This window comes from Streptomyces sp. NPDC046831 (genome assembly GCF_040645305.1).
Taxonomy (GTDB): domain Bacteria; phylum Actinomycetota; class Actinomycetes; order Streptomycetales; family Streptomycetaceae; genus Streptomyces.
Genome location: NZ_JBEYXZ010000008.1, coordinates 94,440 through 115,371, shown reverse-complemented (window position 1 = coordinate 115,371; position 20,932 = coordinate 94,440). Strand labels below are relative to the sequence as shown.

17 protein-coding genes and 1 pseudogene are annotated in these 20,932 nt (G+C 74.6%); 13 read left to right on the top strand and 5 right to left on the bottom strand.

Features of this window, described 5'->3' with window-relative positions:
* Window positions 1–14 precede the first annotated feature (14 nt).
* The 10 genes from ABZ920_RS10390 (at window position 15) to ABZ920_RS10345 (ending at window position 12,780) form a co-directional block, all read left to right on the top strand.
* A complete protein-coding gene (locus ABZ920_RS10390; RefSeq protein WP_361501444.1) occupies window positions 15–611 on the top strand; it encodes a DUF5998 family protein in 597 nt (198 codons plus the stop codon).
* Window positions 611–1,801, top strand: coding sequence for a nucleotide pyrophosphatase/phosphodiesterase family protein (locus tag ABZ920_RS10385; protein WP_361501262.1), 1,191 nt, complete (start codon window positions 611–613; stop codon window positions 1,799–1,801). The genes ABZ920_RS10390 and ABZ920_RS10385 overlap by 1 nt, the downstream gene beginning before the upstream one ends.
* A 68-nt stretch (window positions 1,802–1,869) precedes the next feature.
* Window positions 1,870–2,520 carry a thymidine kinase gene (locus ABZ920_RS10380; RefSeq protein ID WP_361501259.1) on the top strand — a complete coding sequence of 217 codons (651 nt, stop codon included), beginning with the start codon at window positions 1,870–1,872 and terminating at the stop codon, window positions 2,518–2,520.
* A gap of 69 nt (window positions 2,521–2,589) precedes the next feature.
* A complete protein-coding gene (locus tag ABZ920_RS10375) occupies window positions 2,590–2,997 on the top strand; it encodes a hypothetical protein (RefSeq protein ID WP_361501256.1) in 408 nt (135 codons plus the stop codon).
* A 197-nt stretch (window positions 2,998–3,194) separates the two neighbouring features.
* Window positions 3,195–3,650, top strand: a complete 456-nt coding sequence (grpE, locus tag ABZ920_RS10370; protein WP_361501253.1) for a nucleotide exchange factor GrpE — start codon at window positions 3,195–3,197, stop codon at window positions 3,648–3,650.
* Window positions 3,651–3,772: 122 nt separating this feature from the next.
* Window positions 3,773–5,347, top strand: coding sequence for an Hsp70 family protein (locus tag ABZ920_RS10365; protein ID WP_361501250.1), 1,575 nt, complete (start codon window positions 3,773–3,775; stop codon window positions 5,345–5,347).
* Between the two features lie 27 nt (window positions 5,348–5,374).
* Window positions 5,375–8,002 carry a hypothetical protein gene (locus tag ABZ920_RS10360; protein WP_361501247.1) on the top strand — a complete coding sequence of 876 codons (2,628 nt, stop codon included), beginning with the start codon at window positions 5,375–5,377 and terminating at the stop codon, window positions 8,000–8,002.
* A gap of 12 nt (window positions 8,003–8,014) precedes the next feature.
* Window positions 8,015–9,103 (top strand): hypothetical protein, encoded by a 1,089-nt coding sequence (locus tag ABZ920_RS10355; RefSeq protein WP_361501244.1) that lies wholly within the window; start codon window positions 8,015–8,017, stop codon window positions 9,101–9,103.
* Window positions 9,104–9,108: 5 nt separating this feature from the next.
* Window positions 9,109–10,539 (top strand): hypothetical protein, encoded by a 1,431-nt coding sequence (locus tag ABZ920_RS10350; protein WP_361501241.1) that lies wholly within the window; start codon window positions 9,109–9,111, stop codon window positions 10,537–10,539.
* A gap of 3 nt (window positions 10,540–10,542) precedes the next feature.
* Entirely contained in the window at window positions 10,543–12,780 is a 2,238-nt protein-coding gene (locus tag ABZ920_RS10345; protein WP_361501238.1) for a hypothetical protein, read from the top strand.
* Window positions 12,781–12,783: 3 nt separating this feature from the next.
* Here ABZ920_RS10345 and ABZ920_RS10340 read toward each other — a convergent pair whose 3' ends face one another.
* From ABZ920_RS10340 to ABZ920_RS10320, 5 genes are all read right to left on the bottom strand, one after another.
* Window positions 12,784–15,402: an NACHT domain-containing protein gene (locus ABZ920_RS10340; RefSeq protein WP_361501235.1), complete on the bottom strand. Its 2,619-nt coding sequence runs from the start codon at window positions 15,400–15,402 to the stop codon at window positions 12,784–12,786.
* An 82-nt stretch (window positions 15,403–15,484) separates the two neighbouring features.
* Complete coding sequence (locus ABZ920_RS10335) at window positions 15,485–16,423, bottom strand: hypothetical protein (protein ID WP_361501233.1); 939 nt, start codon at window positions 16,421–16,423, stop codon at window positions 15,485–15,487.
* A 76-nt stretch (window positions 16,424–16,499) separates the two neighbouring features.
* Window positions 16,500–16,715, bottom strand: coding sequence for a DUF397 domain-containing protein (locus ABZ920_RS10330; protein ID WP_361501230.1), 216 nt, complete (start codon window positions 16,713–16,715; stop codon window positions 16,500–16,502).
* Window positions 16,712–17,653, bottom strand: a complete 942-nt coding sequence (locus ABZ920_RS10325; RefSeq protein ID WP_361501442.1) for a Scr1 family TA system antitoxin-like transcriptional regulator — start codon at window positions 17,651–17,653, stop codon at window positions 16,712–16,714. Before ABZ920_RS10325 ends, ABZ920_RS10330 begins: the two co-directional genes overlap by 4 nt.
* Before the next feature lie 292 nt (window positions 17,654–17,945).
* Window positions 17,946–18,707 carry an SMI1/KNR4 family protein gene (locus tag ABZ920_RS10320; RefSeq protein ID WP_361501227.1) on the bottom strand — a complete coding sequence of 254 codons (762 nt, stop codon included), beginning with the start codon at window positions 18,705–18,707 and terminating at the stop codon, window positions 17,946–17,948.
* A 257-nt stretch (window positions 18,708–18,964) separates the two neighbouring features.
* Between ABZ920_RS10320 and ABZ920_RS10315 the strand changes: the two are divergent.
* The 3 genes and pseudogenes from ABZ920_RS10315 to ABZ920_RS10305 all read left to right on the top strand — a co-directional run.
* Window positions 18,965–19,180: pseudogene (locus tag ABZ920_RS10315) on the top strand (SDR family NAD(P)-dependent oxidoreductase); the annotation flags it as partial.
* A gap of 198 nt (window positions 19,181–19,378) precedes the next feature.
* The gene (locus ABZ920_RS10310; RefSeq protein WP_361501224.1) at window positions 19,379–20,146 is read left to right on the top strand and encodes a DUF6585 family protein; all 768 of its coding nucleotides are present in this window, start codon (window positions 19,379–19,381) and stop codon (window positions 20,144–20,146) included.
* Window positions 20,147–20,308: 162 nt separating this feature from the next.
* Window positions 20,309–20,839, top strand: a complete 531-nt coding sequence (locus tag ABZ920_RS10305; RefSeq protein WP_361501221.1) for an ATP-binding protein — start codon at window positions 20,309–20,311, stop codon at window positions 20,837–20,839.
* Window positions 20,840–20,932 lie beyond the last annotated feature (93 nt).

The window sequence follows — 20,932 nt, the reverse complement described above, 5'->3', positions numbered from 1 at the left end:
CGCGCCCCCGTAGGATGGACGGCATGGCCAAGACCAGTACGACGACCCAGGGGCTGCGGGCGGCGATCGAACGCAGCGGTTACTACCCGGCTCTCGTGGCCGAGGCGGTCGAGGCCGCCGTGGGCGGCGAGCCCGTCCGGTCGTACCTGGTCCACCAGGAGACGACGTTCGACCAGAACGAGGTGCGGCGGCACGTGACCGTGCTCGTCCTGACCGGCAACCGCTTCATCGTCAGCCACACCGACGAGCAGGCCGCCGACAGCACCTCCCCGACGCCGTACGCGACGACCTCCACCGAGTCGGTGAAGCTCGGCCGGATCTCGTCGGTCGTGGTCAGCCGTGTCGTCGCCAACCCCGAGCAGTACAAGCCGGGCACCCTGCCCCGCGAGGTCGTGCTGACCATCGGCTGGGGCGCCGTCTCCCGCATCGACCTGGAGCCCGCCGCCTGCGGCGACCCCGACTGCGAGGCGGACCACGGCTACACGGGCAACTCCACGGCGGACGACCTCAGCCTGCGCGTCAGCGAGGCGGGGGACGGCCCCGAGACGGTGCGCCAGGCGCTCGCCTTCGCCCAGGCCGTCTCGGAGGCGACCGCGGACCTGGCCGGCTGATGACGCAGATCACCGCGTGGGAGCACCCGGAACCCCTCGCCGTCGGGACCGCTCCCGTCCCCGAGTACGGCTCCGGCTCGCTCGCCGACCTGCTGCCCACGCTGGCCGCGGGCATGGGTGTGCCCGGGACGTCCGCCGCCATGCCCGAGCTGACGCCCGCCGACCGCAACTGCGTCTTCCTGATCGACGGCCTCGGCTGGGAACAGCTCAGGGCGCACCCGGAGGACGCCCCCTTCCTCACCTCGCTGCTCGGCAGCTCGCGCGGCGGCACCGGCCGCCCGATCACCGCGGGCTACCCGGCGACCACCGCGGTCTCCCTCGCCTCCGTCGGCACCGGCCTGCCCCCGGGCGCGCACGGCCTGCCCGGCTACACCGTGCGCGACCCCGCGACCGGCGAGCTGATGAACCAGCTCCGCTGGCAGCCGTGGACCGACCCGCACGCCTGGCAGCCGTACCCGACCGTGTTCCAGCTCGCCGACGCGGCCGGGGTGCACGCCGCCCAGGTGTCGTCCCCGACCTTCCAGAACACCCCGCTGACCAGGATCGCGCTCAGTGGCGGAACGTTCCGCGGGCGGCTCACCGGCGAGGACCGCATGGATGTCGCGGCCGAGGAGCTCGCCGCCGGGGACCGGTCCCTGGTGTACACGTACTACTCCGAGCTCGACGGCGCCGGCCACCGCTACGGCGTCGACTCCGACACCTGGCGCGGTCAGCTCATGCACGTCGACCGGCTCGTCCAGCGTCTGGCCGAGCAGCTCCCGGCGCGCAGCGCTCTCTACGTCACCGCCGACCACGGCATGCTCGACATCCCCTTCGACGAGCACCACCGCATCGACTTCGACGAGGACTGGGAGCTGCGCGCCGGGGTCGCCCTGCTGGGCGGCGAGGGACGCGCCCGGCACGTGTACGCCCATCCCGGCGCCGAGAACGACGTGCTGACCTGCTGGCGCGAGGTGCTCGGCGAGCAGTTCTGGGTGGCGTCGCGCGACGAGGCGATCGCGGCGGGCTGGTTCGGGCCCCGGATCGACGACCGCGTGTACGGGCGGCTCGGCGACGTGATCGCGGCGGCACGCGACGACGTGCTGCTCATCGCCTCCGAGCGGGAGCCCAAGGAGTCGTCGATGGTGGGCAACCACGGCTCGATGACCCCCGCCGAGCAGCTCGTCCCCCTGCTCGAAGTACGCTCCTGACGCCGTCACCCGCGCGGCGCCCGCGAGCGTGTCCGCCCCCGAACTTGCCGAAAGGTTCCTTTTCTCCCATGCCCGAGCTGGTGTTCTTCTCCGGAACCATGGACTGCGGGAAGTCGACGCTGGCTCTCCAGATCGAGCACAACCGCTCGGCGCGCGGGCTCGTGGGCATGATCTTCACCCGGGACGACCGCGCGGGCGAGGGCAAGCTGTCCTCCCGCCTCGGCCTGGTCACGGACGCGGTGGAGGTCGAGGACGGGGCGGACCTGTACGCCTACATCGTCGACCACCTCTCCCGGGGCGGGCGGGCCGACTACGTGATCGCCGACGAGGCGCAGTTCCTCGCCCCGGAGCAGATAGACCAGCTCGCACGCGTGGTCGACGACCTGGAGATCGACGTCTACGCCTTCGGCATCACGACCGACTTCCGCTCCAAGCTCTTCCCCGGCTCGCAGCGCCTGGTCGAACTCGCCGACCGGGTCGAGGTGCTCCAGGTCGAGGCCCTGTGCTGGTGCGGCGCCCGGGCCACGCACAACGCCCGCACGGTCGGCGGCGTCATGGTGGTCGAGGGCGCCCAGGTCGTCGTCGGCGACGTCAGCCGGTCGCCGGACGAGGTCGGCTACGAGGTGCTGTGCCGCCGGCACCACCGCCGCCGCATGACGGCCGCGACGGCCCGTGCGGGCGCGCTGTCACCGGACGTGCTGCCGGTCGCCTCCGCCTGACGGCGGGTTCCGCCTCCGGCTTCGCGCCCCCCCGCGGGCCCGCCGTGCTCTACGCTCGACCCACGGCCCGTGTGGGAGACGGTGGAGGATGTCGTGGTCCCGATCGCACCCGAACTGCTCATGGCCCTCGCCGGAGGCACCGCCGGCGCGGCGGGGGAGCAGCTCTGGACGTCCCTGCTGAACCTGGTCAGACGGCGGTCGCCGGACGCGGCCGCGCACGACGGGGGCGAGCTGACGGCCCTCACCGAGGGCGCCGACCGGGCGGACCGTGCCGCGGAGCTGGCCGAGGCCCTGACCCTGCGGGCCCGGCAGGACCCCGCCTTCGCCGAGGCGCTCGCGGCCTGGCGGCGGGAGGCCGACGCGCTGGAGGGCACGCGCAGCGGCGCGGGCGACGTGCGCAACGTGGTCTCCGGGGGCACGCAGGGCACGGTCGTCCAGGCGCGGGACGTCCACGGTGGCATCAACCTCGGCGGCTGACGAGGCGCCGCGCGACGGGGCGCCGCGCGACGGGGCGCCGCACGACCGGGCGGTGGCGCCCGCGGCGGAACCGGGCGGCGCGGCCGCTTCGTCGGGCGGACGGCCGCGGGGCACGCTCCCGCTGACAGGCCGTGGCCTCTTGGTCTACTGTGAGCGACGTGTCGGAACGGGTCGAACCCTGCGCTCTCGCAAGCGAGTTGACCGCAGCACTCGCTCGCCAGCAACAGCTCGCCGAGCGCCGTGAGGAGATCGTCACCAGGTTGCACGACGAGGTCGAGCGGCTGCGCCGGGGCGAGATCGAGACGGCGCTCGACCTGGTGCGGCACTCCCTGATCCGGCTCCACGACCAGATCCTGCGCCAGGCAGAGCACATCACCGGCCCGCTGGACGCCGGCGAGCTGCGCGCCCTGCTGACCGCGCTGGCCGACGAGGCGGCGGACACCGTGGCGAGGACCGGCGTGGAGCGGTACGTCCCCCGGCCGGGCGAGCCGTTCGACAGGGCGGTGCAGCGTCCGGTGGGCCGCGCCGCCGCCGAGGGGCCCGAGGCGGACCGGACGGTGGCGCGGGTGGTGGCGGCCGGATTCCGCCAGGGCGAGCGGGTCGTGCGCAAGGCCGAGGTCGTGGTGTCCCGGTGGGAGCCGGATGCAGAGTGAGCGCCTCCGCCCCCGGCGCGCCTGCCGGGCGCGACCGGCACGGGGCCGGGCCGGCAAGGACAACTGACGGACAACGGACGGCGCCGGCGCACCGCGCGGCCGTCCCGGTGGCGGGAGACCGTATGGCCGTGTACGGCATTGATCTGGGCACCACCTACTCGTGTGTCGCGCGCATCGACGACGTCGGCAGACCGACCGTGCTGCGCAACCTCGAAGGGACGGACACCACCCCGTCCGTCGTCTACTTCGAGAGCGCCGACAGCGTCGTCGTCGGCCAGAGCGCCAAGGACGCCGCCGTCCTCGACCCCGAGCACGTCGTGCAGCTCGTCAAGCGGGACATGGGCGACACGGTGCCGCGCGAGTTCCACGGCCGCACCTACACGCCCGAGGAGATCTCCGCCCGCATCCTGCGCAAACTCGTCGACGACGCGCAGGCCGCCGGCGGCGGCGAGGTGCGCGACGTGGTGATCAGCGTGCCCGCCTACTTCGGGCTGGCCGAGCGGGACGCCACCCGCAAGGCCGGCGAGATCGCCGGACTGCGCGTCCTGGACGTGGTCGCCGAGCCCATCGCGGCCGCGCTCGACTACGGGGCACTGGAGGGCGAGGAGAGCAGCGGGGACCGGGCCGTCCTCGTCTACGACCTGGGCGGCGGCACCTTCGACACCACCGTGCTCACCCTGCGCGGGCGCGAGCTGACCGTGCTGTGCACGGACGGCGCGAAGGAACTGGGCGGCAGCGACTTCGACGACCGCGTCGTCATGCACCTGGTGGAGCGGTTCCGCGAGCGCTTCCCGGACGCCGGCGACCCGCTGTCCGACCCGCAGTCCGAGACGCAGCTGCGCAAGGACGCCGAGGAGGCCAAGAAGGCGCTGTCCTTCCGCGAGCGCTACACCGTGCGCGTCATGCACCAGGGCCGGGTCGAACCGGTCGAACTGACCCGGGACCTGATCGAGGAACTGACCCGCGACCTGCTCGACCGCACCGTCGACATCACCCGCCGCACCGTCGAACTGGCCGCGGAGCGGGGCGTGTCGGCCTTCCACGACGTCCTGCTCGTCGGCGGCGCCACCAAGATGCCCGCCGTCGCCGCCGCCCTGCGCGCCCAGTTCGGCTTCGAACCCCGGCTGCACAACCCCGACCTCGCGGTGGCCCGCGGCGCCGCGCTCTACGCCCTCGACCGGGCGGCCTACATCGTCTCCAGCGGTGAACTGCCCGCCGGGCAGGCACCAAAGGTGCCGGAGACCGGCCTGACCCACCGCCCGTACGAGATCTCCACCGTCGCCTCGCGCGGCTACGGCATCCGGGTCACCGACATCGACACCGGCCGGGAGTACGTCACCCACCTCGTGCACGCCAACGACACGCTGCCGGCGTCGGTGACCGACGACTTCCACACCCTTCGCGACGGCCAGCGCCAGGTCCGGATCGAGGTGATGGAACAGTCGGGCGCGGTGGAGTCGGAGGAACTGGAGCACAACACGGCCGTCGCGCGGGGAACGCTGCGGATCCCGCCCGGCAAACCCGCGCGCTGGCCCTTCCAGTGCGTCTTCACGCTCGACGCCTCCGGACTCCTCACCGTCGTCGCCACCGAGCGGGAGACCGGCGAGCAGATCGAGATCTCCGTGCAGATCGGGGGTCTGTCCCAGGAAGCGGTCGACGAGGCGCGCGTCGCGATGAGCCGCCAGCGGATCGGCTGATCACCGGCAGGACGGGGGAGCGGGGCCGTGGACTTCGACGAGGTGCGCTACCGGCGCGAGGTGCTCGACGCCGGGGTGCCCGTGACCGAGGACCTGCGCACGCGCTACCAGTTGCCGCGGCGCGTCGACGGGCCCGCGGTCGCCGAGGCGGTCGCCGCGGTCCGCGCCTGCTGGCGCCGCAACCGGAACCGGCTGAAGTACCGCGCGGTCATCGAGCAGCTTGAGGCCGGTTACCTCGTCCACCGGCCGCTGCTGGACGCGGCCGCCGCCGGGGACCCCGGACCGCTGCGGGCCGCGCTGGAGGCGCACGGCCGGCACGCCGAGTCCGAACGGGCCCGGCTGCGCACGGCCCTGGAGGAGGCCGCCGGCGGGCTCGGCCTACTCGCCGCGGGCACGCTCGCGGAGATCGCCGCCGCCCACCGGGCCCCCGAGGACGCGGTACGGGACCTCCTGCCCGGCCTCCGGCTGCGCGTCGCCGAGCCCGACCCGCTGCCGTGGTCGGTGCCGCACCCCGCGTACGCGCGCTGCGCCGGTCACCTGGAGGTCCTGGGACTGCGGCACCTCGCCGACTTCCTGGCGACGGGCACGCCCGGCGGGCGGACCGGGCAGCCCGTGCGCGTCTTCGGCGCGGCACCGGCCGACCGGCCCGCCGTCGAGGCGGCGGCACGCCGCTGGGGACGGCTGCCGCACGGCGCCGCGCACACGGCGGCGCAGGCCGTGGTCACCGCCGTCCGCACCGTGCTGGCCGAGCAGGGCCCCGCGGGACCGGCCCGGATCCTGCTCCACGAACTGGCGATGCCGCTGCGGACCCGGCACGCTGCCCGCGCCACCCCCGCCACGCTCCTCGCCTGCGCGGTGGACGAGCTGTCCGTAGCCGAGGACGACGCGCGGCGGCTGGTGTTCGCGGTGCTGCACGAGGCGGCCGGGGATCCGGTGTCGGAGCGGCTGCGCCGTCTGGCCGCGGCCGGGCGGCTCGCCGAGGCGGCGGCCGTGGCGGACCGGTTGCCGGCGGACGCGCTCACCCCGGACGCGCGCGCACTGGCCGAGCACCTGCGCGGGAAGCTCGCCGAGGCGCGGGGCACGGTGGACCGCGCGCGCCGGCTGCCGCCGGCCGAGGCGGACCGGGCCTGGGACCTGCTGGAGGAGGCGGAGGCGGCCGTCCGCGACCTGCCGGAGATCGACGCCGTGCGCCGCGGCCTCGCGGTGAGCCCGGTGTCCGGCCTCACCGCGAGCGGGGACGGCGCGGGCGTCACCGTCCTGTGGCGGCCCTCGCCGTCCACGGCGGGCGAGCCCGAGTACGTGCTGCTGCGCACCGAACGGCGCCCGCCGCGCGACGTCACCGACGGCACGGTGCTGCCGCTGCCGTCGCCGCGTGCCACCTCGTACACGGACGCCTCGCCCCCGGCCTGCGTCCCGCTGTACTACGCGGTCGCCGTCCGCCGGGCCGCCGACCCCGGCGGCGCGCCCTCGCCGCTCGTGACGCGCGGGCCCGTCGTGCACTGGCCCGAGGTCACCGACGTCCGCCTGCACTCCGGTGACCGCCAGGTCGCCGCCCGCTGGACCTGCCCGGACCGGGCCCTGGCCGTCGAGGTCACGCGCAGCTCACCGCACGGCGAGGAGGCGCGGGTCACTGTCCGCCGCGACGGCTTCACCGACGGCGGACTCGCCAACGGCACGACGTACCGCTACCGCATCCGCGTCGTCCACCGCGCCGACGACGGACGGCCCGTGCGCACCGACGGCGTCCGGCGCACCGCGACACCGCTCGCCCCGCCCGAGCCGGTCACCGGCCTGGACGTCCGCCTCGCCGACGGCCACCTCCTGGCGTGCTTCGACCCGCCGCCCGGCGGCGAGGTGCGCCTGTACGGGTTCGCGGACGTGCCCCCGTGGCCGGCCGGCACCCGGCTGCGCACGGCCGAGCTCCCCGGACGCCCGATCGTGGCGCGGCCCGACCCGCGGGGGCTGCGGTTCGCGCCGCCGGACCGGCCCACCCTGGTGCTCGCCGTCACGGTCGCCGGGGACCGCGCCGTCGTGGGAGCGCACGCCGCGGCCGCCGTGCCGGCGCTCGGCGCCCTCACGCTGACCCGGCACGGGGGCACGGGCGTGACGGCCGTCTTCGACTGGCCGCCCGACAGCGGCGGCGAGGTGGAGGTCACCTGGCGGACCCCCGGCGGTGAGGCCGCCACGCGGCGCGTCGTCACCCGCGCCGCGTACCGGCACGAGGCGGGCGTACGGCTGCCGGTCGCGGACGGCGCCGGGGTGGAGGTCGAGGTGCGGCCGGTCGCGGTGCTCGGCGGCCTGCCCGCGTACGGCCCGCCGAGCACGGCGGCCCTGCCGGCCCGCACCGACGTCGACTACCGGCTGGAGCGGCACGGCCTGCCCGGGCGCCGCACCGTCACCGCCGTGTTCACGGCCCGCGCCACCGTACGCGCCGAGCGGCTGCTGCTGGTGCGCGCCCGCGGCCCTCTCCGGCCGCTGGACCCCGCCGACGGGGACGTCCTCGCGGAGGCCGCCGACGTCACGCTCGGCCCCGGACGGGACATGCGGCTGTCGGCGCGCCTGGCCCGCGGCCCGGGCGGCCCGCTGCGCTGCTTCGCCGTCGGCGAGGCGCTCGTGCTGCGCGACCCGCCGCAGCGCACGCTCGAGGTCTCCTGAGGGGAAGTGGACGTGAGAACGCCGTGGCGCCGCACCTGGGTGTGCCCGCACTGCTTCCGCAGCATCTCCCGTGCGCGGATCGCGTACGTCTGCCCGAGCGGCGCGGCCTGCGCCGACGACCGGCACCTGGCCTCCGCCGACCCCCGGGCCGGTGCGGCGGTGTGCGGCACCTGCGGCCGCACCACCACCCGGCTGCGCTGCACCGCCTGCGCGGGCCGGCTGCCGGAGGGTTACCTGCGCACCCCCGGGAAGCTCGTGGCGCTCGCCGGACCGGTCGGCTCCGGCAAGAGCACCTACGTCGGCGTCCTCGTCCACGAACTGCTGCACCGCCTCGGCGCCGAACTCGACGCCGCGCTGCTGCCCTGCGACGACGACACGATGGCCGACTACCGCGAACAGTACGAACAGCACCTGTACGACGGGCAGCGCACCGTCCCCAAGACCGCCGAGCACGACGCGGGCCGCCCTCTCGTGTACCGCCTCAGCCGCACCCGCCGGGGCCGTCTCGGGCGCGCTCGCGAGCACGTGCTGACCCTGGTCTTCCTGGACACCGCGGGCGAGCACTTCGCCTCACGCGCCCGCATGGAGACCCAGCTTCGCTACCTGCTCGCGGCCGACGCCGTCGTCGTCCTCGTGGACCCGCAGGACCTGCCCGGCGCCCCCGTGGAGGCCGGCGCGGGGGTGCCGGGCCGGTCGGGCGAGGTGCTCGCCCGGGTGCTGGGCCACCTCGGCGGCGGAGGGAAGGTGACCGTGCCGGTCGCGGTCGCCCTCACCAAGGCCGACCTGCTGTGGCCGCACCTGCCGGACAGCTCCCCGCTGCACCGCACCCGCCGCCCCGGCCCCGTCTTCGACGCCGACGACCGGGCCGCCGTCCACGCCGAGCTGCGGGCCCTGCTGCGGCGCTGGCAGGAACAGCAGCTCGACGCCCGGCTCCAGCGGTTCTGCGCCGACCACCAGCTGTTCGCGCTGTCCACGCTCGGCACCGCGCCCGCGCGGGACGGCGGCCTCGGGCTCGGCGGCGTCGTACGCCCGCACCGGGTGGAGGACCCCCTGATGTGGCTGCTGCACCGCTTCGGCGCCCTCGACCGGGCACGGGGGTGAGGAGGGTGGCAGGACAGGCGCACTACACGTCCGCCCCGCCCTCGGCCGGCGCACCCCACGGCGGCTTCCGCTTCACCGCCGTCTCCCCGGCGGCGCGCCCCGCTCTGGACGTCCTGCGCCCGCTGACGGCGTACGCGCGTCCTCCCGGCGCGGAGGACCACCACGGCTTCCCCGTGGCCTTCGCCTACGACCGGCCGGACGAGGACACGGCCGTGCTGACCCGCACACGCCTCACCGGCCGGGACTACACCGGCCGCTGGGGCAACCACTTCTGCCACGTCCTGTACGCCGCCCCGGGCGAGCTGGCCGGTCTGCGCCCCGTCGAGCTGTGGGACGCGCCGCACTGGGCCGCGGAGCCGGCGCACGGCGACGACCTGCCCGACCTCCCGCAGCTCGTCCCCGGCAGCGCCGTCGGCCCCGACCGGGTGAGCCGCGTCCTGGCCGGCCTCGGCGAGCCCGGCGCCCGCCTCCTTCAGCGGCTGCTCACCGCGGCCCTGCGGGCCCTGGCCGGCGAGGGCCCCGGTGCCGTCCTGGTCTCCGGGGACCCGGACCGGATCGTCGACTGGATCGCCGCCGTCTCCTACACCCTGCCCGCCGGACTGGCCGCCCGGCTGACGTTCACGACCTACACCGCGCGGCCGCAGGACGGCGACCGCCATCTGACCGGGACACGGCCGGAGACCGGGGAGCGGGCACCGGGCCCGGTCTTCCACCTCGACCGGCCGGCCTGGGACGGCTGCCCGGAACCGAGCCCGGCGGCGCGGTTCCTCGCGGACGCGCTGGGCGACGGGCGCCTCGACGTCCTGGACGCCGTCGCGGATCTGTGGGACGCCGGCCACGCGGACGGCGGCGAGGCGGGCGTACGGCGGCTGCGCACCGGGTGCGAGCTGCTGGCACCGGACGGCGGGACCGGCACGGCGGGCGGGGACGGCTCCCGCCTCGCGGACCTGGTGCGGGCCGTGGCGGAGCTGCGGCTCCAGGCGGCGGGCCTGGCGCCCGACCGCCTGCGGGAGACCGCCGCGCACCGCCTCGCCGGCGGGACGGCGCCCCTCGGCGACGTACGGGCCACGCTCGCCCCCCTGCCCGAGCCGTACCGGTCGGCCGTCCTCGCCGGACTGCTCGACGCCCTGGAGACCTCCGCCGCGCTGCGTGCCGACGCCCTCGACGCGCGGGCGTGCGCCTTCCTCGCCTCCCTCGCGGATGAGGCACCGGACCTGCTCGCCGCCGCCCCCGCCACCGCACTGCACGTGCTGCGCCACGCACCCGGAGAGCCCCGCCCGGCCGCGCTGCGCGTCCTGCGGCTGCACCGGCGGGGGCTGTGGGACGACACGGAGACCTGCGACGTCCTGTACGACCTGCTGCGCGCGGAGCCGGCGGCGAAGCGGCGGGCACCGCGGCGGTCCTGGCGGCGCGGCCCGGCCCCGGAGGAGGGGTGAGCCATGGAGAATCCCGTGGTGCTGCTGTTCGCGGCCGCCCTGCTGATCGTCCTGACCGTCGGCCACGGCGTCGCCGTCACCCTGCCCCGGATGGTGTGGACCCAACTGCGCACCCTCTGGCGGACCTTCGGCCGGGCCGCCCCCACCCCGCCCGACCCGCACGGCGAGCCGGCCGCCCCCGCCTACTTCCGCGGCACCGCGCCCCGCGAACTGCGCGCGGCCTGGTGGGACGGACTGGAGCAGTACGAACGGCTGATGGGCGACGCCGAACGCTTCCTGGCCGGCCGGATCGAGGCGGGCTCCGACCCGGCGCGGCCGGGCGGGGGCGGCGGGCAGGGCTGCCTGATGGTCTTCCTGCGCCCGGCCTTCCTGCTCACGGCGGTCGCCGTCGTGCTGACCGCGACCGCGCTCAGCGTCCTCCCGCTGCTGTTCGCACTGGTGCTGTGGGCGCTGTGCTGCGCGCTGTGGACCCTGTGGTGGGCGGTGTGGGCGGCCGTCGCGTGGGCGGGGCGCACGCTGCGCCACGGGCCGGCGCCCTGCCCGTACCCGGGCTGCGGGCGCACCGTCGACCGCCCGGTCAGGCTGTGCCCGGTGTGCGGGGCCCGGCACCGGCGGCTGGTGCCGGGCCGGTACGGCGCCCTGTACCGCCGCTGCCGCTGCGGCACCCGGCTGCCCGCCGCCCTCGGCGTGCGGCGCCTGGACGCCTGCTGCCCGCACTGCGGCAAGGCCCTGCCCGCCGGATACGAACGGGCACGGGCCGTGGTGCTCGTCGGGGGCCCGGACGCGCAGCGCCAAGGAGTGCACCTGCGGGGGTTGACCGAGCTGGGCGTCCCGCCCGGGACCGAGCCGCCGCTCGTGCGCGCGGGCGGGACACCCGTCCTGTGGTACGACCCGCCCGGTGACGCCTACGGCAGCCAGGACGCGGTGGCGGCGCTCGACGTCCTGCGCCGGGCCCGCGGACTGCTGCTGGTGGTGGACGACCCCGGTGCGCACAGCGACGCGGCCGGCGCCGTCACCCGGGTCCTGCACGTCCTCGTCGCCCTGCCCGCGCGCCGCCGTCCGCGCGCGCTCGCGCTGCTGTACACCCGCGCCGCGGAGGGTGACGACGCCGCCGTCCGGGCCCGGCTGGAGGCGGCCGGCGGCGGGCACCTGCTGCGCGCGCTGGACGCCACGGACATCCCGCTCCGCTGCGTCCCGGCCTCCGCGCCGGCGGGAACGCTGGGATGGCTCGCCGGGATTACGGGCACCACGGGCCCCGCTGAGCGCATCGCGCCTCCGCCCGCGCGCGCGCCCGAAAACCTCCTCCGCCTCCCCCGGCACCCCGTGGCCCGCCGCACCCTCCTGCTCGCCCATCTCGCCGGGTACCTGGCCGTGCCGCTGGCCCTGCTGCTCCTGGAGGCGGGCACCCTGCCACCGGCCGCCCTCTTCGGCATACCCGGCGCCTATGACAAGTGGCGCCACCCACTGACCGCTTCGGTTCACCAGACCGCCCTGGGCGCGTCCTCGGACTGGCCCAGGCTCAGCGCCAGTTACTCCGCGCCGGGCCATCCGCCGTCCGCCGTGCTGTCCGGCCGTGCCGGGTACTGGTCGCCCAACGGCTCCCCGCACCAGGACAACTGGCTGAGGCTGGACTTCGGCATGCCGCTGCCGCTCAGCGAGGTCTCGGTGGACTACGACCCCGACCCCGAGTACGTGGTCTATGGGATGGGCGCGACCCTGGAGGGCCAGGTCGGCGTCCGCACGGTCCACTTCACGGGACGGCACCAGCGCCAGCGCAAGGACGGGCCGTTCGTCACCCAGATCCACGGCCATGACGTCACCGTCCCGGAGCCCGTCGACTCCGTCCGCGTCGGTCTGAGTTCCGCGCTGGACAAGGACCGTGCCGAGCGGCTCCACCTGCGCCGGCTGACCCTCCGCTGGCGCAGCTCCGACGCGCTGCGCCTGCGCCCGGCGGACGGCGGCCGGCTCACCGTGGAGAACACCACCGCACGCGACCTCGCCCTCACCGTACGGCCGCCCCTGCTGCCCGCCGGCTGGCACGCCACCCTGGTCGGACGGCCGCCCCGCACGCTCAAGGCGCATGACACCTACCAGGCCCGCTGGCGGATCACCGCCCCGCGGGGAGCCACCGGCCGTGTCCCCGTCGCCTACGCCGTCGACGTCACCGAGGACGGCCGGACGGTCACGTCACGCTGCCTGGCCCTGCTCACCGCCTCCGGGGCCGCCGAGCCGCTGTGCTGAGGGTCAGGAGCCAGCGGACGACGACGTCCAGCGCGGTCCGGCGAAGTCGGCCAGGGCCGCGTCGATCCGGGGATCCAGGACGGGCGACAGGCCCAGCGGCAGGACGAGGAACCAGCCCCGGCCGGTACGGGCCCGGCGGGGCTGGCGCGGGGCATCGGCGAGCAGCCGGACCTGGAGCGCGTGCAGGTGCAGGTTGCCCGGCAGTGCCGCCCGGCGCACGGCGATCTCCTCGACGTGCCGCCACTCGTAGGACAGCCGCCCGCGCCCGCTGACGGAGGTGACGCCGTCCCGGGTCACCTCCAGCTCCAGCCGCTGCCGTGGCAGCACGAACCCGGACCCGGTGATCAGGGCACCGACGAAGGGCCAGAACAGCAGCGCCAGCCAGGCGAGCGGGTCCCGCCACTGCCCGGACACGGTCATCCGGGTGGCGAAGACGCCCATGAGCGGGCCGAGCGCGGCCCAGTGGGCCAGCGGCAGCCTCCGCGGCCGGCTGCGCAACCGGCAGTGGTCCGCGGTGCGTTCCACCGTCGCGTGCCGGGGATCCGCCAGGCCGGGGACGCGGACGGTCCCGGTCACGGCCGAGAGCGCTTCCCCCAGCGGGGCGTGCCGCCGCGCGGCGGGCGAGCCCGCCAGGTGGTCCTGGAGCCTGCGGTTGCGGAAGCGGTAGGTGCCTCCCGACCGTTGCAGCAGGCCCGCCGTGCGCGCGTCCCCGAGGAACGTCATCAGGTGCCAGGGCACGCGGCCCGCCGCCGCGAGGGAGCACTTGGCGAGGATCCAGCGGCTCCACGGACTGAGCAGCACCAGCACCGCGGCGGCGCCCGCCCAGGCGCCGACGGCCGCGCCCCAGCCGCCGCTCGCGCCGCCGAGCCAGAAGAAGGCGCCCGCGCCGGCTCCGATCAGCGGGGCCACCAGCGTCAGCGTCGTGACGAGCGCGCTGCGCTCACCGCGCAGGAGCTCGTCGGGCGTGGCGGCGTCCACGGTGTCGGCGGGAGCCGCGTACACGATCATCAGCAGGACGGGCAGCAGGCCGCCGACGGAGAACCAGACCAGCGCGGGGTTCGGCGTCACCAGCAGGTACGAGCACAGCATGACGGCAACGAGGGCGGGACCGCCCGCGAGGACCGCGAGACGGACCAGGGGGCCCACCCGCGCGTGCCGGTCGAGGGAGCGCAGGGCGTGGACGAACAGCAGCGGGTTCGCGCTGCGCCGCGGCTCGGCGAACCGCTGCCCGAACCACATCGCGGTCACCTGCCGCGCGATGCCGGCGAAGATGGTCCCGCCGGTCACGTACATCGTCACGCTCAGGTCGCCCAGCACGGCGTCCCGGGCGACACCCGACATGGCCGCCCTGATGACCAGGGAGAGCAGGATGCCGGCCGCGAGCAGCGCGGGCAGGGTGAGCAGACGGGGCAGCGGCGCCGCGTACAGCCGCCACCAGGCCAGTTCGGACTCCTCGCGGCGGCTCAGCAGCAGCGCCAGGTGCGAGAGCCAGGCACCGGCCCGTTCGGCGTCCCAGGTGCGGGGCGGGTGCAGCCGGGCGGGGTCCGGGGGACGCGGCGGGAACGCGGCGGGCACGATCCGGTCGAGCAGGTGCGCCTCGACGGCCTCCCGGTCCGGTAACCGCTCCCGGTCCGTCAGCTCACCCGGATCCGCCGGATGCCGCTCGTAGGACCGGCGTACCAGCCACACCATCAGCGGACTGGTCAGGGCCCAGGAGACCGGCGCGGACGGTTCCCCGCGGAGGGTCTCCAGCAGCGGTGCCCAGACCGCGGCGCGGGCCGGGGGCCGGGCCCTGCGCAGGTGGTCCGCCACCTCGTCGGGACGCAGCGGCAGCGACTCGATCACCGTCGCGTGCCGCAGCCCCCGGCCCTCCCGGTCGAGGTGCTCGTACTCGGCCGTGCGGGACACCAGCACCGCGTCCCCCGTGCCGCCCAGGCCTGCGTTGAGCGCGTCGAGGACCTCGGTGCGGCGGTGCGCGGGCAGTTCGTCGAGGCCGTCCAGGACGGGCAGCACCCGCCGCTCGACGACGAGCCGCCGGGCCGGGTGGACGCCGTCCACGGGCGGCAGACCGGGGTGGTCCTGGCGCAGCCGGTCCACCAGCCACTCGGTGAGCGGCTGCCGCCGGGTGTCCCAGGACTCCAGCGACAGCACGAGCGGGACCGGCACGTCGTCCTCGCCCTGGGTGAGCCGGCGGGCGAGGAGTTCCAGGGTGAGCAGGACGGAGAGCACGGTCTTGCCGGACCCGGCGGCGCCCAGCACCACCAGCCGCCGCCGGGGCCGGAGCCCGAGGAAGGTCCCGGCGATGGTGTCCGCCCCGGACCCCGCGGGCACGTGCTCCCCGGCGGACGCCACGCGCCGGCTGGCCGTCCAGCGCACGGGCAGCGGCTCGGGGTCGGTCATGTCCCAGGCGTCGGCCTCGGCCCGCCACCGGTGCAGGAGACTGCGCGCGAGCCTCCGCTCGGCCGCGGCCAGCGGAGCGTCGTCGGGCGGCGGGGCCTGCTGACGCAGGGTCAGGTTGAGGTCGCCCTGGAGGACGCCGATCTGGATCAGGTACTCGGCCGTGCAGTCGACCGCGGTGTTGACGATGTGCGGCCGGTCGCCGGAGTCCGTCTGCCTCGCCATGTCCGTCCGCCCCCGTCGTCGCCCGTCCCACTGTACTCACGGGTGCACCGACGGAGGCAGAGCCGGCGGTCCGAAACGGTTCTCAGCGCAGGGGAGTTGGGGCCTCCGATCGGGACGGTCCCGGTTGTCCGAGGAGGCGCACCGTGCTGAGGATCCTCATGGCCGTCGCGTCCGGCACCTCGTCCCGCACGCCCGTGGCGCTGAACAGGCTCCATGCGACGAAGCCCCCCGAGAGGTTCCTGAAGCCGAACGTGAGGGCCTTGCCGTCGGTCGCGCACCTGTCGTCCCGGGGCGCGTTCCTGGACCTGGCCCAGGCGATGCTGCCCTTGACGCCGGACCGGGTCGTGTACGGCCTCGCCCTGGGATCGGTGACGACGCTCTTCGTGTCCGGCTGCGTGTAACCGCCGTACACCCATCGCTCCGACTGGCTCAGGGCGATGTCGCCGGTGCTCCTGGCACCCTCGGCGCCCTTGGTGCCCGCCGCCGCCAGCAGGGCGCCGTCCACCCGCCCGTCCTTGTCGCTGTCGGACAGGCACCAGTCGTCGCGGAGGACCGCAGGTGCGCCCATGACGATGATCAGCTTGCCCCAGTTGTCGGGGTCGCTCTGGTCGACCGCGTCGTCGTCGAAGCCCAGCAGCAGGTCCGGCGACCGGACGTCCCAGTCCGGGGGCACGTCGAAGATCGTGCCCCACTTGGGATTGACGACGACCTTCCAGCCCGGGACGGTCGGCCTGCCCAGCGCGCCGGCCGGCGGGCCGCCGGACGCCGGGGCCGTCGCGGTCGCGTCGTCCGAGGCGCTCACCGGCGCCGTCGTGCTCCCGCCGCCGGCGGCGTCGACCTCACCGCCGCGCAGGAGCAGGACACCGGTGACGCAGGCGGCCACGACCACGGTCGTGACCGCGGCCACCGCGGCGGCCTTGGCCCGCTTCCCTCCGCCGGGCGACCGCGGCCGTCCGGGCTGCCCATACGAATCGTGGTCGTTGAGGTCCCGCCCGCCCCCCGGCGGCTGTCCCAGCCCCATGTCCAGCACCATAGCCCCGGACGGCCGTCCGAAACGGGCAGTCCCGGCCAGCCGCACCGGCGCGACGGTACGAACGTCAGACGCGCGACTCCGCCGAGGCCAGCGCGACGAACCCGGCCCAGGCCTCACGGGACACGGTGAGCAGGGGGCCGGCGGCAACCTTGGAGTCCCGGACGTGCACCACTGCCGTGGCAGGTGCCACCTCCACGCACTGCCCGCCTTCGGCCCCGCTGTAACTGCTCTTGAACCAGAGGAGGCCAGAAGCGGCGGTTGAGGACTCAGCGTTGTTCATAGCGATCCCAGCAACCCTTCGACGAACGCCATCGACTCTCGCGGAGTGAGAGCTTGCGATCGGATGATCCCATAGCGGGAAGCCGCGAGAGCAGCGCGTGAAGGGTCCGTCTCAAGCGCACTGTTCCCCTGCGCCTCGGCGTAGGCGAACTGCTTGCCGTCGTGGCGGACGACCACGGTGAAGGGCCCGTCCACACCTGCACTCTCCACGCAACTGAGCGGCATGACCTGCAGTTCGACGTTGCGCTTCTGTCCGATGAGGAGGAGGTGCTCCAACTGCCCCCGTTGCACGTCCGTCCCGCCGTACCTGCGTCGCAGCACCGACTCGTCCATCACGAAGCTCAGCAGCGGGGCCGGCTCCCGGTCGAGGAGGTCCTGCCGAGTCAGTCGCGCCGCCACTCGCTGCTCGATGGTGTCCTGCTTCAGCGGCGGACGTCGCATGGTGAGCAGCGTTCGCATGTATTCCTCGGTCTGAAGCAGGCCGTTGACCACAAGGGTGTCGTACACGAGAAGTTCCATGGCCTGCTTCTCCAAGGAGGCCATCCCCTGGAAGAACGCCGGATACTGCGCTCGCTCCACCTGCTCCTTCCACAGGCACAGCAACCCGCCCGCCCCCAGCACCTCGTCGGCCCGTTCGATCGTCCTGGCCGACGGGATCCGCCGCCCCTGCTCGAACGAGGCGATGGTGGACGCCGAGTACCCGAGCCGCCGGCCGAACTCCTCGCGCTCCAGCCCTTCCCGCACCCGAAGCGTCTTCATGGTCTGCCCGAACGCGGCCACGACGCCCCGCCCGGCCTCGTCCTCGGGCCGCCGCCCGGCAGAGGACCGGTCGTCGGTGTCCCACCCGTCTCCAAGACTCACCACCGCGCCCGCGCCGTCGCCCTCATCCTCGCCGGACGTCGCCTCGGCGACCGCCTCCGCGCCCTCGCGCTGCTTCATGTGCATCACCGCCTCCCTGCCCCAACGCCCCCGGTGCGGATGCCGTTACGGCGCGCGGCTCCGACGCGCGCGGACAGCGCTCGTACAACCCGGGCCTGTCACCGCGTCACCGCTGGTCACATCGAGGGACCGCCGGGACCGTGGTCGGCATGTCGACGTACCCCACCCCACCCCCCGGCGCCCTCCGGCCCGTCATCGCCTCCGCTGCCCCACGCCTCGACCTGCACGAGGCCCTCGTCTCACTTGCCTGCGGCCTCATTTGCGGAGACGTCTCAAGAAGGTCCGCACCAGATCAGAAGGGCGGCGGCTCGGAGCTGAGTGACTCGGTGTATCCCAGGGACCACCGTCCAGGAACGATCTCGCAGATCGCATCCAAATCGGCGCGTGTCCGGCCCCGGACGTGAAGCCAACTGTGGACGCCCAGGCCGTCTTGGCGCAGCAGCTTGCCGGGGGCAGAGAACCAACGCACGGGAAACTCTTCCGGACCGGTCCACATCGGGTAGTCCGGCAGTTGGATCCGCTGAAAGTGTTCGGGCACCGCATCCAGCAGGTCTGCCGGCAGCTCGCAGGCGTTGTACAGCCGTCCCCCGCCGCCGAACAGCGCCTCGCTCAGTACGAGCTCGACGCAGGCCATGGATACCTGGTCCATGAACGGCACCCAGCCGTGCCGCGCCTGGAGGAGCACTGGGGGATCGTCTTGGTCAAGGTCGGTAAGGCGCACGCCCCAGAAGGCGCAGCCCTGGTTCTCGCTGCGGAATACGAGGACACCGCCGCACTCGTCATGCACGAACATCTCATGAGGCGGCAGCAGGGGGTCCTGGTTGGCGACCAGGTCGGTCCGGGCTCCGGCGAGCGTATAGAACTCGTGCAGCGCAGTCGGCAGCGAGCAGCCGAGAACCGCCTCCGCCTGCGCCAGTTCCACCCCGGGCGTGCCGTCGCCCTCGGTCAACGGATCACCCCAAGCACCAGCAAAACTGCGGATGCATGCCCAGACCCGCTCCCGATCGGAAATCCCGCCGTCCAGAGCCTCGGCCACGTCGAAGCTGCCACTCATGCCACGCAAGGTATCGGAAGCCTGAGCCGCAGCACCAAGAAGCCATCGGGCCACCCATCGGAGAGCGACGCTCCAGGAACGGTCGGCACCTCAGCAGAGCGGCCGGCACGGATCCGACGATCGCCATCCCTCGACGACCACTTCCAAGATCGTGTTACGAGCTCCTAGTACTCCAGTGCGGTTTCGTGATCAGAATGGTGTTGCCTTCCCGGAGGTCGAATACCAGGTCGGATTCCCGCCAGCCGCCGGCGCCGGCCATGCTCGACGTCATCAACCGACTTGAAGGAAACGTGGCCCTGATCACGGGCGGCAGCCGGGGCATCGGTGCCGCTGTGGCGTTACGACTGGCCGAAGAAGGCGCCGACGTCGTCCTGGCCTATGAGAACAGCGCGGAACGCGCCACCCAGGTGGTGGACCAGATCAAGGCCAGAGGGCGCCGGGCCCTGGCCATTCAGGCCGACAGCGCCCTCCCTGAGGGACGGCATCGGCAAGCTGTCCCAGATCGGCACGAGCAAGGACAAGGTGCACTGCTCGGAGGCAGGCCTGAAGTGGGGAGCCTCCTCTGCAACGGCTAGATTCGGCACGCCAACCACGAGTTCCTGGGGGATGCCATGACAGATGAACCGCAGCAACACTCCGAGCCTGGGCCCCTGTTGAACTTGGGCTGCCTGATGTTGCTGGTGGTGTTCGGCGGCCTGGCGACGATGCTGTACGGGCTGGGAGTGCTGATCTTCGGCGACACCCCGGCCTCGTCCGCCGTCACCGTCCTCCTCGCGGGCCTGGCCGCCTCGGTCCTGGGCGTCGCCGTCATCAAGCGGTTCCCCAATGCCGTGGAGACGAAGGGATACGCCCCGTCGGCACGCGTCACCCGCCTGGCGGCCGAACGTTCGATGGGCGATCACGTCTTCACCCGCAAGAACACCAGCCCGCTGGATATCTTGGCCGGCACGGTGGCCATCGGCGCCGTGATAGTGGGAGCGCTGTGGGGCGTGAACTGGGTCCTCGGCAAGACCGGGACCGACATCCCCGGCCTCCAGAAACTGGTGACCACCGTGGTGCTCTGTCTGCTCGCGGCGCTCGTCCTGTTGATCATCGCGCTCCCGGTTCTGTTGTGGAGAACGCCCAAGGGATTCGTTCGCACGCATCTGTACGCGGGCGGGCTCGTGTACACCTCCTACGGCCGCCCTCGCGCTGTGACCTGGAACGATGTCGACCGCCTAGTGCTCTCACGACAGGCCCACGGAGCCAATCTCTTCGGCGGCAAGGTGCTCGCTTACCACGTGATCACCCGTGACGGGCACCGCCTGCGGATCGACGCCCATCCCCACCTGGAATCCGACCCCTTGGGTGAGCACATACTGAACGCCGTACGACTGTGCCGGCGCCCGGTACTGGAGGGCGGCCCGGCGGCGGGCGACCCCGGCCACCGGCGGATCTAGGGTCCGTCTTCGAACGGATCTTGCCCACAGCAGGAACGAGGCGAGTCGAGGGACGCCGTCACGGTGCGCGGCACGTACGCGCGCGGACACCCCGCGTACAGCGGCCCCCTGTCGCCGCGTCACCGGTGGTCACGCTGTGCGACCGGCGGCACCGTGGACGGCATGACGACCCGACCCGTCCCTCCCGTCGGCGACCTCCGCCCCGCCACGCCCGACACCCCGTTGAGAGCCGCCCTCACCCCCGCGCCGGCCCCCGCGCCGGACCGCGACTTCGCGATGTGCTTCACCTCCACGCCCCGTGGGGCCCGTCTCGCCCGCCGCCTCGCCGCCGTCCGCCTGGACGCGTGGGGCATCCCGTACGGCGCCGAACCCCACGACGCGATCGTGCTGATCGTCGCGGAGCTCACCGCGAACGCCGTGCGGCACGGGCACGTCCCCGGCCGGGACTTCCACCTCCGCCTCCACGCCGCGCCCGGCGGCCGGGTCGTGCGCGTCGAGGTCACCGACACCCGCACCGAACGCCTTCCCCGCCGGCCGGCGGTTCCGGAGGGCGTCGCCGGCACCGAGGAGGCCGGTCGCGGGCTGCTCCTCGTGTCGCAACTCGCGGTCCGCTGGTCCTGGCACCCACGCCCGGACGGACCGGGCAAGACCGTCTGGGCGGAGTACGCGCTCCCGTCGCCGCCCCGGCAGTGAGCCGGGACCCCGCTCGCCCCGAGGAGAGGATCCCCGGCGTCGTCACTGCCGTCGTGCGACGGCTCCGGGGGCGGGCCCGCACCCGGATTGCAG